We start from the raw sequence: 14,795 nt of genomic DNA, 5'->3' as shown, positions 1-14,795 counted from the left end.
GTTTCCGTGCGGATGATGAACGGTTGCCCATCCGCATAGCCTGCTCCAGCGCCAGCACGAAGGCAGCAGAGCCGAAAGTGCTGACCCAGTTACGCCAGGCCTGTAAAAAGCTCTCTGCCCGTAAGCAGCGGCAGATCGCGGAGTTTATCCAGGTGATTACGACCCCGCAGAAGCGGTCACTGCCACCGGGAACGGGTGAGTGGCAGGCGATGCACAGAAGTAATTAACTGGTTATAAGGTAAAAATCCCAGCCGTGAGGGCTGGGATTTATACCTATACAGATTCTTGATAGGGAAGCTTTTGGATCACGTTAATGACCGTTCCTTTCTTTAAAGTGGTTTTTTTAGCTGTGCTGCCATAATCTGAACTGTATATTAAACACTCTTCATCGTTATCTTTAGGATAATAAAACAAATAAAATCCAACGTCTGATATTTCAACAGGGCTTAAAAAAACGCCTAACGCTTCAGAATCAGGTAATTCAAGATCATCAGGATCACTATCAACAAGCATTCCATGTGAATGAGCTAACTGCGTTATCAACTCTGACGCATCTTCTGACAAGGACAACCCGACACTCTTACAGCTATTTATTTCTTGCTGGCTATCTTTTAAATAATTAATAGCCATATGTAATGTATAATTTGATCCTTTCGACGGATAGATTTCATCCTCAATAAAAAAACTAAAGATCCCATACTTCCAGTAGTTATCCTCTGTTTTTTCTAACATTTCATAAAAAACAGCAAATTCAAAAGGTTTACCAAAGATCATTTTTTGTCCTTTAATTCTTTAATTTCTTTATTGAAGCTACCCAGTTCTCTGTTACCTAAAGCATTTTTACCATCACCAGTACTGCCACTCCAATGATAAGTACCAGAGCCATCTTTGTTAGTGTTAAAGAATCGATGAATATTCCCATCATTATCAATTGATAGTCTTATCTTAGGATCTTTTGTAGCAATCGAATTCTCGAAGAGCGATAAAGAATTCTTTGGTTCTATCCCTGCACTAGGTCTGGAACCAGGTGCACCTGGCGTATGTTTGGGATTAGATTCAATTTTAAATCCATTGTTTGCAACTGTTGCTTCAGGGATTGGTAATCTATTATCTTTAATTCCAGATGAATGATTACCCGCCTTCCCAATCCCAGCAGCACTGGTTCCTGCCGCCTGCGCTAACGAATTGATAGCAAGCTGCTTCGCCTCCGCTGAATCACCGGACATCAGCGCGTTATGGATCGCCGCGTTTCTGTCCGTTTCAAGCTGGATGGTCGTCACCTGAAGAACAGCTAATTCGTCCTGTTCTGCCGGACTTAATCCGCCACCAGTGCGCGCTTTCTCCAGCAACTCATTGGTACGGCTGGCGTAATCGGCTTGTAACTGACTAACTTCACTAACTTTATTAACGCAGTCCTGAGCGCCTTTACATCCAACTACGCTTTCATGCTGCTCAGCATTGATTTTTTTGTACTTATCAATGACATCTTTTTCGCAGGCGGCTCCGCCCTGACATTGAGCCATTTCCTGAGCACGGGATTTGTTACCCGGCACACTCAGCGCATTATTCTCAACCGCATTCTTCCCGGCCTGCGCACCCGCCACCGCGCTGGCGGTGCTGTCTCCGGCTATACCGCCTGCAAGCCCTGCCGCCAGCGTGCCCAGCTCGCTGACGATCTGCTTCTGCTCCTCGCTGAGTTTATCACGATCCACGCCCGGATAAAGCTGCTGCGCGATAAACTCGCCTGCCGTCGCGCCTGTTGCCCCTGCCAGCGCTGAGTTGTTCTGCACCTGCGCCACCACGGCGCCCAGCACCGCGTGCGCTATCAGGCTGGCCGGTTCGTTAACCACCTCTTTTCCGTCGGGACCGGTTGTGATGGTCTCCCTGTGGATAAGCTCCGCCAGGTAAGGGGCAGAGGCTCCCGCAATTGCGCCCTGCACGTTGCCTGCCACCAGCCCCTGCAACGCCGCCGTGGCGGCCTGGATGCCGCGCTGGATGGCGCTGCCGGTGCCGAACTTCGCCTCGGTGTTTTTGTAACCGTCAGTGCCGGTCAGCGCGTCGTTGTACGCTTTCCACTTCGGCCCGGAATTTATTTCGCTAACGCTGGCTGAGTGGGCAGAAATTCACGCAGTGAGGCTGGAATTTATTGAACCAGGCAAAACGACTCAGAATATATTTATTGAACGCTTTAACCGGACATACCGCACTGAAATACTCGATTTCTATCTGTTCAGGACGCTGAACGAAGTACGAGAAATCACAGAGCGGGGGCTTTCAGAATATAACTGTGAACGTCCACATGAATGACTGAACAACCTGACACCGGAGGAATACGAATCACAACACCATCTGGCTGGGATCTCAAAAAGTGCGTGGAACTAACACGGGTCTATTTACAACCGTCCATCACCCTGAAGGGCCACTGGATGGCAGATTTTAGCTTTGATACCGTGCAGAAGATTGAGGTGATCCCGGAACCAAAACAGCTGATTATCCAGTTGGCGGGAGAAGAGTAACTGACTGACATATAAAGTAGAAATCCCAGCCGATTGGCTGGGATTTCTACTGATAAAACTTTAAACTAAAATATGTTGTATATTCTGCAACCATTCACGGACAGTTAAACCGTCTGCACCAGGATCATAATATCCATTATTATCAATGATAAAAGTATCTGAGATCGATACATTATCACTAGCTAAGAGTTGGCTGATTTCCTGTTTAAGAGCAAGTACTCTATCCGCCGATTCATTTTCAACAAAATATCCAATTACATCATCAGGAGTTGGAGCATCATAGAACCAATCTTGGTGAAAATAAGCACCTAACAGATAGGCAATATTTTCAAATTCCATGTTTTTCCCCGTTATCATTTTGGATATGCAGTATGTACCCGATAGCCATTTGGCATTAACGGATCTCTATCTATAACTATAACTATAGTTATTTTATTGGATAGATGAGATGCACTATCACCTTTCTGTATAACTTAACCGACATTGAATTTTTCTTGATGCTGCGAGATTAATCTTCCCTGATCGCCAGATCGTCAGATCGTCAGTCTGTTAGTTTCTTCTTATTGGCAGATATACCGTTACCTATGGCTTTGTCTGCGGCTTCGATATTAAAGAATGTTGAAGATGCGGTAAGCCGCGGTTCTGACTTAAGTCGAGAAAGTAATACAGCATCAGACTGAGCAACATGTTTCTTAGTTACATGCGCCCCACAATTTTCGTGGTAGATTAGAGAATTGCCTGTTTCTGCTTTAACTGTCGTGCTCGTTGCAATAGTTAAAAATACTTTAGCCGCCACATATTGCAGAAGTTTGGCTTAACTGGTTGGCACACCGCTGGACAGTATTTCAGCCGCTTTTTGTGGCGTCATTTGCTCATTCGGCATAACGACGTCTAACGTCACACCTAAGAAGTTACCCCAGGCTATCAGTAATCCCTCTACTGCATTTTGCCCTTCAGGCATATCGCCTTTGGCCGCTTTCGACAGTGCTGCCGCGATTTCATCAGGCGAGGCGCCACCCTGTATCATCTCTGTACCAAGGATTACCTGAGACTGCCCATAATCTATCGCTCCTGATGGCAGTATATTGTTCCAGCCATCACCCAGCGCATAACAGCCAGTTGCCGGAGAACGAACAGGCGATAGTTCGCGAAGTACTGGAGAGCATGATTATCAAGTACCAGTCCCGCCGCCAGGACTCTGCAAGGAAGGTGGCTAAAGCAGAGAGTTAACACGGACGCGAACTGAAGGTGCACTAACACTAACAGCCCGCTGACCACCACCAACTATGAGGGAGTTGATTTTCGTTAATCGTCATAATGAAGATTTATATGTATTTTTTCTTCTGGAATATCAACTGTTATCTCACACTTTGACCAAATAGGTTTCCCATCAGTCAAATTGTTATCTGAAAAGAACGACTTATAAGCGACTAAAACATCTGTCAAATCAGCAACAGCTCTTCCATCGGGGGAGAACCAGTCCAATTCATCATTTTCGTCAAAATAATCAAACTCATATTTACCGCCATCATTTTCAGTGAAAATTTCGGCTCTTACTATGATTTTTTTTGCATTCTCTGGCCCGCAACCGTATAAAATTTGACCTATCTTTTGTTCAAAATCCACATTCTGCATCATTTACCTCCGGGAGAATTTTTGAAATCAACATTGACAGGTCTACTCCCATCGATTGAATACTGGACAATCACCCTGTCTGGCCTTGTATTATTCCCTGAATAAATTGGTTGAATATTAACATCAATTTTTCTCCCATCTTTCAATGCCGTAGCCCATGAATTCTCCATTTGCTTCCATGCTCCCTTATTGAGATTACCATTCATAGGAACAAGATTGAGTTTTTCACCTGGGCCATTGAATATACTGGCAATTAAGTGACCTCCTTCGTCGCCAGTGCTGCCACATTTGCCAGCTTTACACTGCTGATAGGTGTTTCTATCGCTTTTTGACAGACTAAGTGAAGCTGTAACATTAGTCGTGCGACTCAACTCATCAGTATAATAAGTCTTATTTCCATCAACCTGATAAATCGTGTTTGGTTCCGGTTTATTCAGATTTTTATTCCAGGCACCTTTTTGACCTGAATCCACGATCACAACATTTTTTTCAGCGCTCGCAGGGAGTTTATTTCCTTTACCAACTCCTGCTGCAATCCCCGCAGCACTGGTTCCTGCCGCTTGCGCTAATGAATTGATAGCAAGCTGCTTCGCCTCCGCTGAATCACCGGACATCAGCGCGTTATGGATCGCCGCGTTTCTGTCCGTTTCAAGCTGGATGGTCGTCACCTGAAGAACAGCTAATTCGTCCTGTTCTGCCGGACTTAATCCGCCACTAGTGCGCGCTTTCTCCAGCAACTCATTGGTACGGCTGGCGTAATCGGCTTGTAACTGACTAACTTCACTAACTTTATTAACGCAGTCCTGAGCGCCTTTACATCCAACTACGCTTTCATGCTGCTCAGCATTGATTTTTTTGTACTTATCAATGACATCTTTTTCGCAGGCGGCTCCGCCCTGACATTGAGCCATTTCCTGAGCACGGGATTTGTTACCCGGCACACTCAGCGCATTATTCTCAACCGCATTCTTCCCGGCCTGCGCACCCGCAACCGCGCTGGCGGTGCTGTCTCCGGCTATACCGCCTGCAAGCCCTGCCGCCAGCGTGCCCAGCTCGCTGACGATCTGCTTCTGCTCCTCGCTGAGTTTATCACGATCCACGCCCGGATAAAGCTGCTGCGCGATAAACTCGCCTGCCGTCGCGCCTGTTGCCCCCGCCAGCGCTGAGTTGTTCTGTATCTGCGCTACCACGGCGCCCAGCACCGCGTGCGCTATCAGGCTGGCCGGTTCGTTAACCACCTCTTTTCCGTCGGGACCGGTTGTGATGGTCTCCCTGTGGATAAGCTCCGCCAGGTAAGGGGCAGAGGCTCCCGCAATTGCGCCCTGAACGTTGCCTGCCACCAGCCCCTGCAACGCCGCCGTGGCGGCCTGTATACCGCGCTGGATGGCGCTGCCGGTGCCGAACTTCGCCTCGGTGTTTTTGTAACCGTCAGTGCCGGTCAGCACGTCGTTGTACGCTTTCCACTCTTCCCTGGTGGCCTTTTCACCCGGCTCCTGCACGCCTTTTCTCGCCAGCTCAGCTTTGCCCGCCCCGGTTGCGCGCAGGGTGCCCTCGGTCTGCACCATCTCCATCGCCTTGCCCGCGATTTCGCCGACCCGCTGCGCGGTCTGCAACCGCTTCTGCTCTTTTTCCCTGTCGAAAATCGGGCTGATGCTGCCGTTGGCACCGGCCACGTCGCGGCTGAGCTGGCTGACGTCCTGCTGCTGCCCGCGCTGGTCGCGTATCACCACCGTTCCCTCAGAGACGGCGGCATGGGTAACGCCCTCCGCATGGCCGCTGCTGCCCAGGCCGCTGAGCAGCGTGGACGTCATGTTGCTCAGCATCTGGCTGCCGGCCGGTGCGCCGGTGCTGAAGCTGCCGCCCACGTGCTGCACCTTATAATCCGCGCGGTTATCGATATCGCTGAAGCCCAGCGTGCCGGTATCCAGCCGGTTTTTATCCGCTGCTGCCGTTGAACCGATGACCGCGCCGTTCAGCTGTGTGTGGTTGCCGACGGTAATATCAAACCCGTCCTGCCCGCCAAAGATCCCGGTCTGCTCAATCACCGAGTCGTAGTTGCTTTTCATTTTGTCGCGGTTAGCGCTGAGGTACGCCGAACCGCTCATTGAGCCAAAGGTAAAGCTGCCGCCCGCGCTGACGCTGGTCTGCTTCGAGTCATAGCTGTTGCTGTCCTGCATGCTGCTCAGCGTAAGATTTCGGCCCACGTCCGCCACGACTTTGCTGCCGCTCGCCTGCGCCCCGCTCAGCGTGGTGTCGCGTCCGCTGCTCAGCGTTAGCTGACGGCCTGCATCCAGCGTGGTTTCATTTTGCGTGACGCCGTTGCCCTTCTCCCTGCCATTGCTGCTGTTCACGCTGGCGGAAACGCTGATCCCCCAGCCGCCTGAACCGGCACCAATGCCGATCCCCAGCGTGCCACCTTTGCTCTCGTTTTTCCCGGTGGTGAGATCCGTATCCTGAGCGGAAAGCAGCGTGATATCGCGCGCCGCGTTCAGCGCCATGTCCCGGCCTGCTTTTAGCTGACTGCCCGCAAGGGTGATATCGCCGCTTTGTGCGCCTTCCTTGCCGCCGGTGGCGGCGATGGTCAGGTTATTGCCCGCGTTTAGCGTGCTGCCGCTGGTGCGATCCTGCTCGCTGTGGCTGGTCGATTTGGACGACTGCGAGCCATAAGTGGCACTAACGCCAATAGTGTTATTGTTGGCCGGATCGTTGCCTTTCGAGGTATCCATGCGCATAGCCTGCGACGCCTGCACGCCGGACAGCGTCGCTTTTGTCGCCTGAAGCGCTGCCAGGCGACCATCGCTTTCCTTGCTGGCCGTTTGGGCCGTGGTCACCGCGCTGTTAATCGCGCTGCCAACCGTGCCGGAAAGCGCCAGCGTCAGTCCGCTCGACTTCTGCTCAAACGTCTGGTCGCTGATGCGCCTGTCGTGACCCGGGTCGATTACCACGCTGTCACCGCTCAGTGACAGGTTGTTGCCTGCAATCAGGTCGGAGCCGACAACGTGCGCCTGCCCGCCGGCGCTAATGCTCAGATTACCCGCTGAACTCCCCACGGTACTGCCGCTCTGGCTCTGGGTGGTGCCTTTTTCCTTCAGCTCCTGACGGGTTTTGCTGCTGCCGATCGTAAAGCCAATACCGCCGCTGCCCATCAGGCCGCTTTTCTTTTTCTCGCTAAGCTGCCAGCTGGAATCAGTGTTGGTGGCGGCAACGATATCGACGTTATTGCCGGCCTTCAGCGCGACGTCATGTTCACCGGCAACCGCAGAACCTTTAACCAGCAGGTTGTTGCCCGCGTTTAGCGTGACGTTATCGCCGCTCAGCAGGGTTCCCTTTTCTGCCGTATCGCTGCTTTCTTTAACGGTATGCGTGGTGGTTTTTTTCAGGAAACTTTTTTTGGTTTTGGTTTCCTCTTTGTAGCGGTAATCGCTTTCGGTGGCGGTGGTGAGGTTGATATCGCGACCGGCACTGACCGCCAGATCCTGCGTGGCCGTCACCTGCGCGGCCTCGCTGTTCACATCACGCCCGGCGGTAACCGAGGTGCTGCCGCCGCTGGCGATTTCAGTTCCCTGCTGACGGACGGATTCAGTGATTTCCGTCTTTTTGCTCGCTTTGTCGCTGTTGCCGGAAGCGGTTTGCGCCGCCGTCAGATTGACATCCCGACCCGCTGCAAGCGCCACATCCCGGTCAGCCACCAGCCCGGCCGCCTGACTGTTGAGATCGCGTCCGGCGGCCAGCGTCAAATCGCTGCCGCTGGTGACGGTGGTGCGGGCCAGTCCGCTGCTGTGCGATTCACTTTTTCCCTGGCTACTGTTCTGGCTGGTTGCTGCGCTTTGCAGATTGATATCGTTACCTGCCGCGAGAGCCGCGTTACCGGCTGCATTCACCGTGCTGGCCTTGATATTCAGATCGTGCCCGGACTGCATGGCAAGGCTGCCGCCCGCGGTGATGTCACTTCCCTGACTGGACACGCTACTGTTGTTTACAACGGTGCGTTTACCGTTTTTGAAATCTGTCAGTCCGCTGCTTGCTGTCAGCTGATTGGCGGTAACGTTGATGTCATTGCTGGCGCTCATCAGCAGATCGCCACCGGCGCGCAGTGTTGCGCCCTGCACGTTAATGTCTCTGCCTGATTGCAGCGACAGCGATTCGGTTGCGGAAATGGCGCCTGTCTGGCTGCTCTGCGTTTCAGTCAGCACTCCCGGGGTGCCTTTACCATTTCGTGTACCGGACTGCCAGAGCCGTGCCGTGGTCAGGTTATTGATATCGCCGTTTACGCTCTCCAGCGCCACGGTTTTACCACTGATAGTGGAAGCCACATTGGTGATGCTGTTCAGCACGGTTAGTTTCAGGCTGTCGGCGGCCTGAATCAGTCCCGAGTTCAGGTTTTCAATTGAGTTCTGACTGTCCAGCGCCAGCGCATTTTGCGCCACAAGGGTGCTGCTGCTGTTGGCGACGTTTCCAGCCTTCAGCGTGACGTTATTACCGGCAATCACGCTGCCGTTTTGAACTACGGCATCCTTCGGCGAGAGGTAGACTTTTGGCACCATCACCGTCTCGCCATTCAGGGTTGCCGCTTCCCACCAGATAATGCTTTTATCCAGCGAAGCCAGCTGATCGGCGGTCAGCGACACGCCAAACTCCAGTCCAAGAGACTGCTGTGTGGCGGCAGCGTTATCCATCAGGTAGCGCATCTGCTCCAGATCGGAGCCTGTGCCGCCGAGGTAGCGATTTCCGGTCTGGTTAAGCACGGCGTTACTGACGTAACGGGTATCGAAAGCCGCGTCACCAAGGAAACGGTAGTCGTTATCGGGCTTCAGATTCAGACGGTTAAGCAGATAGGCCGAGCCGAGGAACTGCTTCTCATCGGTATACTGTGCGCGGGTTTCTTTTACCGCACCGGCAGGCTGTGCGCCCAGCAGCGAATAGAGATCGCCGAACAGGTTTTGGTCCAGCTGCCCCAGCCCGTTTAGTTTGGGGTTTAAAGTGATCAGATACGGTGATTTGCTTTCAGGTGAAATAACAAAGTAACCGTTATCACCAGAAGGCAGCGGATAAGCGCTGGTATCCACGCTTTTCGGCTGATAATTTTTCAGCGAATGACTGCCCGGCGTATTGCCTGCGGAAGGCAGGTTAGCGGAAGCGTTATCAAGACCCACTGCGCCATTGACCTGCTGAACTGCATTTTGTAGCAGGTCGCGCCACTGCGGTGAATTTACCGCAACCTTATCCGTCCCGTTGAGGCTCTGCTTTTGTAACGCGGCAACACGGGCTGGCGTGCTCCAGGTGTTTAGCGAAGGGGCTGCCAGCGTATTTCCTGTTGCTCCCGCATTGGCCGTGGTGCTGGTATTGCTCAGATCGCTGCTGAAATTCGCGCTGACGTTGCCACCGGCCTGGATAACGGCGCGGTAGAGTTCGCCGGGAGTGTATTCGGTTTCATGGCCCGTCAATTTATAGGTTAAGTTGCTGCCTTTGGCGCCATTTTGGGTTCTTTTCTCGCCAATTTTGATTGTCCCAGCCACCGCTTTGTGCTCGTAAACCAGTACATCGCTGTTCGTCCCGGCCTGCCAGCTTTGATTTTCGAGCTGATTACCGGCAAGCGTTATATTGCCGTTTGCCAGGATATTGCTGGCCTGATTTTCCAGATGATCAGCCCGGATAACCACATCATGCCCGGAAGCGAAACGACCCGCCCCGCCGTTACTGATCACATTTGTTGTGCCAGTAGTCAGCGCGAACTTCTGTATCGCCGATTCAGCAAGCGTTCCGTAATATGTTTTGACGTCGGTGTGTGTGGAACATCCTCCATCCGCTCCGGCACATCCGCCACCGCTCTCTGTCGTAGTGACTGTAGTAAAATAACCATAGCTGCCAACGGGTAACTCCCAGATGGATATCGTCATCGTCGCATCACCAAGGCCCGCCCTGGTCGGTGCCGTGGTAGTACTTTGCGATACGCTCAATCCGTCACGCGTATTCAACAGGTGTCCGGTATTGACACTAATATCGCCATTCTGCGTCTCCACCGTGCCGGAGGTATTTACCACCTCGCCGTTGGCATTTCCCGCCGCATCGCGCTGCATCCACAGATTGTTTCCGGCCAGAATATCGCCGCGCTGGTTACGGATACTGTTGGCCAGCAGCCAAAGATTATTACCGGCATACAGCAGCGCCGTATTGACGATGCTGCCCGGCGTGGTCAGCGTCATTGAGCCACGCGTGCCGGTAAAGCCGTTGACGTTGATATCGCTGCGGCTGTTAAGCGCCACGTCGCCGCCGCCCTGAAGCGTGCCCGCGCCGTTAAGATCGATGCGGCTGCCGCTCAGGGTGCTGACGCCGCCGCCCGTCGTAATCTGGCCGTTGTTAGTGAGCACGCCGCCTGCATTCAGGTTGATCGCATTGCCCTGAAGGGTGCCCTGGTTATCAATATCGCCATTGCTGCTGACGCTAAGCGTATTTCCTGCGGCCAATACGCCGCGCGCGCTAAAGCCGTTAGCCAGCGTCAGCGCCAGGTTGCCCAGCGCTACAATCTGGCTGGCAGAGTCCAGCCCGTTGCTGTGTAGGGTCAGATCGCCGCCGCTGAACAGGCGGCCATTGCCCTGCTGGTTAACCTGAGCCGCATCCAGCGCCAGCTGGCCGTTGCCAAGCAGCGTGCCGCTATTGTTAATCTGCTGATAGTTAACGGTAAGATTGTTGCCCTGCGCCGTGCCCTGATTAGTCAGGTTGTTACCGGTGAGCACGCCCTGCTGTTCAGCCAGCACCGTGCCGCTGTTGAGAAGCGTTGCCGCATTCGCCAGTAAGTTCGTAGCCTGAAGCCAGCCGCTGTTATTCAGCGAAGCGCTGTTCAGGTTCAGCGTCCCGTCGTTCAGCAGCCGTCCGCTGTTGCGCGTCTCGCCCGCAACCGAAAGCACCGAGCCGTTACCGTTCTGGATCAGCCCGGCGTTAACCAGGCCCGGCGTAGTGAGGGTCAGCGGTCCGTTACTGATAATGCTGCCGCTGGCCGCGTTATTCAGATTGCCGGCCAGCGTCAAATCCGTGGCGTCATCACCCTGTAAGCGACCGCCGTTATCCAGCTGTCCCGAGGTGATTTGGAGAGATTTTCCCTGCACGCGTCCCTGATTGTTTACCGAGGCGGCATCGAGCGTCAGCTTGCCCGCGCTGAGCAGCGTTTTATCCTGCTGCTGAGTGAACGCGCCCTGCAAGGCGAGCGTCAGGCCATTGACGCCGCCGATCGCGCCGTTGTTGGTCAGGGTATTGCCGGTCAGCGTAAGATTTTTAGCGGTCCATTCCCCGCCGTTGCTGAACGTCAGCGCCTGGAGCGCGGCCGTGCCGTTGGCGGTAATCTTGCTGTTCGCTCCTGCCTCCAGCCTGTCGCTGAGGAGCAGCTGCAACGCATCCGCGCTCTGAATAGCCCCGCGCTGGGAAAGGTTCTGCGCATCCAGCAGGATCTGCTGTCCCTGCCAGCGACCGTCGTTGCTCACCGAGCCGGCTTTTATCTTTAGCGTGCCGAGAGTTAACAGCGATCCCTGACTGCCGTTGGTCAGTGCTGGCAGGGTTGAAGATGTTGTCGCGAGCAGCATACGCGCTCTTACAGGCGCAGAAGCGCCCAGCGTGAGCGACTGTAGACCAGTAAGCGAGCCGTCGTTGTCGATCTGTATCGGGCGAAGAGTCAGGTTATCTCCCTGGATCGCGCCGGTATTGATCAGGCTACCGCCGCCGAGCGTCATATCGCCTTCGCTCAGTAGCGAACCGCTGTTGTTAAAGGTGCCGGCATTGATGTCGGTGCTGCCTTTACTCATCAGATCGCCCTGACTGGCAAGCAGGCCGGAGAGGTTAGCGTTCAGCGTTCCCGTCGCCAGCAAAGAACCGTTATGCTGCCAGTCAGCGGCCGTGACGGTGGCGTTCATACCCTGCAAGACGCCGTCAGTTGTTAACTGCCCCGCATCCAGCGTCAGATCGCCGCCGGTCAGCATGCGCCCTGCCTGCTGGTTTTCAACCGTGTTAGCCGTGACGCTTAAACCGTCAGTTCCCTGAAGCAGCCCGCTATTGGTCAGGGCGCCGCCAGAGAGGGTGAGCGACTGCGCCGCGATCTTGCCCTGGTTAACGAAGGTGTTAGCGTTAACCTGAAGCGTGTTTTCACTCAGAATCTGGCCGTCGCTTACGTTCCGCACGCTATTGCCGCCGATCGAAACATCTGCGGACTGAAGTAAACCGCTGTTGAGCAGATCGCCTTGTAACGTCAGCGCCTTCGCGATCAGCGACCCGCTGTTCGCCAGCTCGCCAACCACCTGAAGCTGACTCTGCCCGTCGCTGCGCAGGGTGCCGGTATTGCTGGCTTTATCCGCGGCCAGCGCCAGCGTATCGGCCTGTAGCTGACCGGCGTTGTTCAGAACGGATGCCGTCAGATTTAACGTATCGCCACTCAGTAAAGTGCCTTGATTATCCAGCGTTCCCGTCTGCAAACGCATAGCCTGCACGGCCTGCATACTGCCCGTATTGCTGAGGTCGCCTTTTGTCTGATTCAGCGTCTCCGCCGCCAGTTGTCCGGCGTTAGTGAGCTGTTCACCTGAAAGGGTCAGGCCGTTTTTTGCCAGCATCAGACCGGTGTTCTGATTGGTCAGGCTAAGGCTGGAGAGATCAAGACTGACAGCATTGATTTCGCCGCCGTTAGTCAGGCTGTCGCCACTGAATGAAAGCGCGTTATCACCGGTGATCAGGCCCTGATTATTGATCCGGGCAATCGCAAGCGAGAGATCGCTATTGCTGTGGAGCGTACCGCCCTGCCAATTATCGAACTGGCTGGCGGTGAGGCCCAGCTTGCGATCGCCCTGCATGAGTCCACTGTTACTGAGGCGCTGGCTGGTCAGCATCAGTTCAGGCGCGATCAGCGTTCCGCTGTTGCTGATTTCTGCTGCCTCAATCGATAACTCGTCAGCGTAGCTTTTCCCACCGTGCTGGAGAGCATCGGCGTTCAGGCGCATTGCCTTAACGGCCGTTTGCGTCCCGTTCAGCGTGGCCTGATTAGCGGTGAGTTGCAGGGCGCCTTTGCTCTGCAACTGCGCGCTACCGTCGGTGGTGATTTGCTTACCGATCGCGGTAAGATCGCCACCCGTTATCTCGCCTGCAAGCCGGATAACATCGCCCTTCAGAGCAATATTCCCCTCGCTGGCGATGCGCGATCCGCTGCTGGCCGTCAGCGTATCGGCAGCAACTGCCAGTCCGTTGACGGCAGAAAGCGATCCGTTCTGCGTCAGGCTACGATGGCGGATAGTCAGCTGGCCGCCGCTGGCGATCTTCCCACCGTTAAGCAGAGTGTTTCCCGCCAGCGACAGTGCCTGCTGGCTTTGTAAGGTGCCCTGGTTTTCCAGCGCGGCGACCTGAGCCGTCAGCGATCCATCCGCCGCAAGTGAGCCTTTATTGGTTAAGGTATCGGCAGTAATATCAAGCTGCTGGCCAGAACGGATTTGTCCTTCATTACCGAGTTGTGTACCGGACAGCGTAATATTGCCTGCACCGTTAGCCTCACTGTTCTGGTCGATATTGACGGTCTGACCACTCAGGCCGATGGTCCGGCCCGCCGTCAGGTGTGCATCTGCGAGCTTGACGTTATTTTGCCCGTTAAGCGTGATATCACCGTCGCTGAGCAGCGAACCGGACTGAACGACAATATTGTTCCCGGCACTCAACGTAACCGCGCCGCCCGCTTTATGATCGCCGGTGAGCGTCAGGCTTTCGCCCTTCACTTTTAGCGCGCCGCTGGCCAGGCTGTTGTTCATCGTCAGCTGGCCGTTAACATCCAGCACCATATCGCCCTGACGCGCATTCAGGTTGCCAAGGTTAACGCCGACGCCCTTTTCACTTGAGACCAGGTGAATCCGGTTGGCATACATGCCGCCCAGCGCGCCAGTGTCTACCGAGACCGCAGGCGCGGCACCTTCGCCCGCTATTGGCGTGATGGAACCCGCCTGACCGACGCGGTTTGCACCTGTTGTCACCGACAGGTCTTTAGCGTGAATGCCCGCGTTGATTTCCGTGGCGCGCGCCACAATCGCCACCGCATCTGCACTGCTGCCATCAAGCCCCTGACCTTCAACGATCACCGACCCTTTACTCACCTCCAGCGCGGCAAGATTGCCGCTGGCATCCAGCTGCGGTTTACCGGTAGTGAGGGTGACGTTCGGCGTGTTGATAAAGCCGCAGCCGCTACAGGTAATGCCGTACGGGTTCGCCACCATCACGTTGGCCGCTTTACCCGCCACTTCGGTATAGCCTTGTAGCTGAGAGCGGTTAGCGCCGACCACTTCGTTGATGATTGCGCGGGCTTCCTGTCCGGCTTTCAGGTTAGGGTTGTTCTGGATCAGCCCGCCAAGCTGGGTCTGTGTGAGCTGGCCGGTGGCGTTATTGAGGATCAGCCCCTCCTTGCCGACGTTGAACTGCTGATACTGGTTATGCGACACGCCCGCCTGGTTCGGCGCGGTGATATTGACCACCGGCACACCATTGCCTGCCGCGTCCATTTTTGTGCCCGGCGTGACCGGGGTGATGGCCGCAGCGGCCGCAGGCAGCATCGGCTGTACGGCAATCAGGTAGCAAATCACATAGCTCAGTGCGCGACGGGCCAGAGAAACCGGCTTCAGATCGTCCATAATC

8 protein-coding genes and 2 pseudogenes are annotated in these 14,795 nt (G+C 54.5%); 4 read left to right on the top strand and 6 right to left on the bottom strand.

Going from position 1 to position 14,795, the window contains the following annotated elements; translation table 11 throughout:
- Positions 1 to 23: 23 nt before the first annotated feature.
- Positions 24 to 227, top strand: coding sequence for a hypothetical protein (locus AAGQ96_RS09765; RefSeq protein WP_342755389.1), 204 nt, complete (start codon positions 24 to 26; stop codon positions 225 to 227).
- Between the two features lie 46 nt (positions 228 to 273).
- Here the strand turns inward: AAGQ96_RS09765 and AAGQ96_RS09760 are convergent, their stop codons facing one another.
- Together AAGQ96_RS09760 and AAGQ96_RS09755 are read right to left on the bottom strand one after the other, a co-directional pair.
- The gene (locus AAGQ96_RS09760) at positions 274 to 774 is read right to left on the bottom strand and encodes an immunity 42 family protein (protein WP_342755388.1); all 501 of its coding nucleotides are present in this window, start codon (positions 772 to 774) and stop codon (positions 274 to 276) included.
- Positions 771 to 1,850 carry a VENN motif pre-toxin domain-containing protein gene (locus tag AAGQ96_RS09755; RefSeq protein WP_342755545.1) on the bottom strand — a complete coding sequence of 360 codons (1,080 nt, stop codon included), beginning with the start codon at positions 1,848 to 1,850 and terminating at the stop codon, positions 771 to 773. Before AAGQ96_RS09755 ends, AAGQ96_RS09760 begins: the two co-directional genes overlap by 4 nt.
- Before the next feature lie 36 nt (positions 1,851 to 1,886).
- On the opposite strand from AAGQ96_RS09755, the gene AAGQ96_RS09750 reads away from it, so the two are divergent.
- Both AAGQ96_RS09750 and AAGQ96_RS09745 read left to right on the top strand, forming a co-directional pair.
- A complete protein-coding gene (locus AAGQ96_RS09750) occupies positions 1,887 to 2,111 on the top strand; it encodes a hypothetical protein (RefSeq protein ID WP_342755613.1) in 225 nt (74 codons plus the stop codon).
- A pseudogene (locus tag AAGQ96_RS09745) lies at positions 2,080 to 2,382 on the top strand (integrase core domain-containing protein); the annotation flags it as partial. The gene AAGQ96_RS09750 and the pseudogene AAGQ96_RS09745, both read left to right, overlap by 32 nt.
- A 194-nt stretch (positions 2,383 to 2,576) precedes the next feature.
- Here AAGQ96_RS09745 and AAGQ96_RS09740 read toward each other — a convergent pair.
- Together AAGQ96_RS09740 and AAGQ96_RS09735 are read right to left on the bottom strand one after the other, a co-directional pair.
- On the bottom strand, positions 2,577 to 2,855 hold the full coding sequence (locus AAGQ96_RS09740) for a contact-dependent growth inhibition system immunity protein (protein ID WP_342755387.1): 279 nt from the start codon (positions 2,853 to 2,855) through the stop codon (positions 2,577 to 2,579).
- A 475-nt stretch (positions 2,856 to 3,330) separates the two neighbouring features.
- Positions 3,331 to 3,543 carry a hypothetical protein gene (locus AAGQ96_RS09735; protein WP_342755386.1) on the bottom strand — a complete coding sequence of 71 codons (213 nt, stop codon included), beginning with the start codon at positions 3,541 to 3,543 and terminating at the stop codon, positions 3,331 to 3,333.
- A gap of 86 nt (positions 3,544 to 3,629) precedes the next feature.
- Between AAGQ96_RS09735 and AAGQ96_RS09730 the strand changes: the two are divergent.
- Positions 3,630 to 3,746 (top strand): annotated as a pseudogene (locus tag AAGQ96_RS09730) (RstR family transcriptional regulator); the annotation flags it as partial.
- Positions 3,747 to 3,821: 75 nt separating this feature from the next.
- Here the strand turns inward: AAGQ96_RS09730 and AAGQ96_RS09725 are convergent.
- Positions 3,822 to 4,151 (bottom strand): hypothetical protein, encoded by a 330-nt coding sequence (locus tag AAGQ96_RS09725; protein WP_342755544.1) that lies wholly within the window; start codon positions 4,149 to 4,151, stop codon positions 3,822 to 3,824.
- The gene (locus AAGQ96_RS09720) at positions 4,151 to 14,791 is read right to left on the bottom strand and encodes a hemagglutinin repeat-containing protein (RefSeq protein ID WP_342755385.1); all 10,641 of its coding nucleotides are present in this window, start codon (positions 14,789 to 14,791) and stop codon (positions 4,151 to 4,153) included. The genes AAGQ96_RS09725 and AAGQ96_RS09720 overlap by 1 nt, the downstream gene beginning before the upstream one ends.
- Between the last annotated feature and the right edge of the window lie 4 nt (positions 14,792 to 14,795).

The sequence above is a fragment of the Pantoea sp. MBD-2R genome (genome assembly GCF_039134845.1).
In the GTDB taxonomy this organism is placed as follows: Bacteria; Pseudomonadota; Gammaproteobacteria; order Enterobacterales; family Enterobacteriaceae; genus Erwinia.
Note: the sequence above shows the minus strand (reverse complement) of the source record. Positions and strands in the feature narration are given on the sequence as shown.

Bases quoted from the DNA above. Each gene is read 5' to 3' on its own strand.
- AAGQ96_RS09760 (WP_342755388.1), bottom strand. From the start codon at position 774: ATGATCTTTGGTAAACCTTTTGAATTTGCTGTTTTTTATGAAATGTTA.
- AAGQ96_RS09740 (WP_342755387.1), bottom strand. From the start codon at position 2,855: ATGGAATTTGAAAATATTGCCTATCTGTTAGGTGCTTATTTTCACCAA.
- AAGQ96_RS09735 (WP_342755386.1), bottom strand. From the start codon at position 3,543: ATGATACAGGGTGGCGCCTCGCCTGATGAAATCGCGGCAGCACTGTCG.
- AAGQ96_RS09720 (WP_342755385.1), bottom strand. From the start codon at position 14,791: ATGGACGATCTGAAGCCGGTTTCTCTGGCCCGTCGCGCACTGAGCTAT.
- AAGQ96_RS09725 (WP_342755544.1), bottom strand. From the start codon at position 4,151: ATGCAGAATGTGGATTTTGAACAAAAGATAGGTCAAATTTTATACGGT.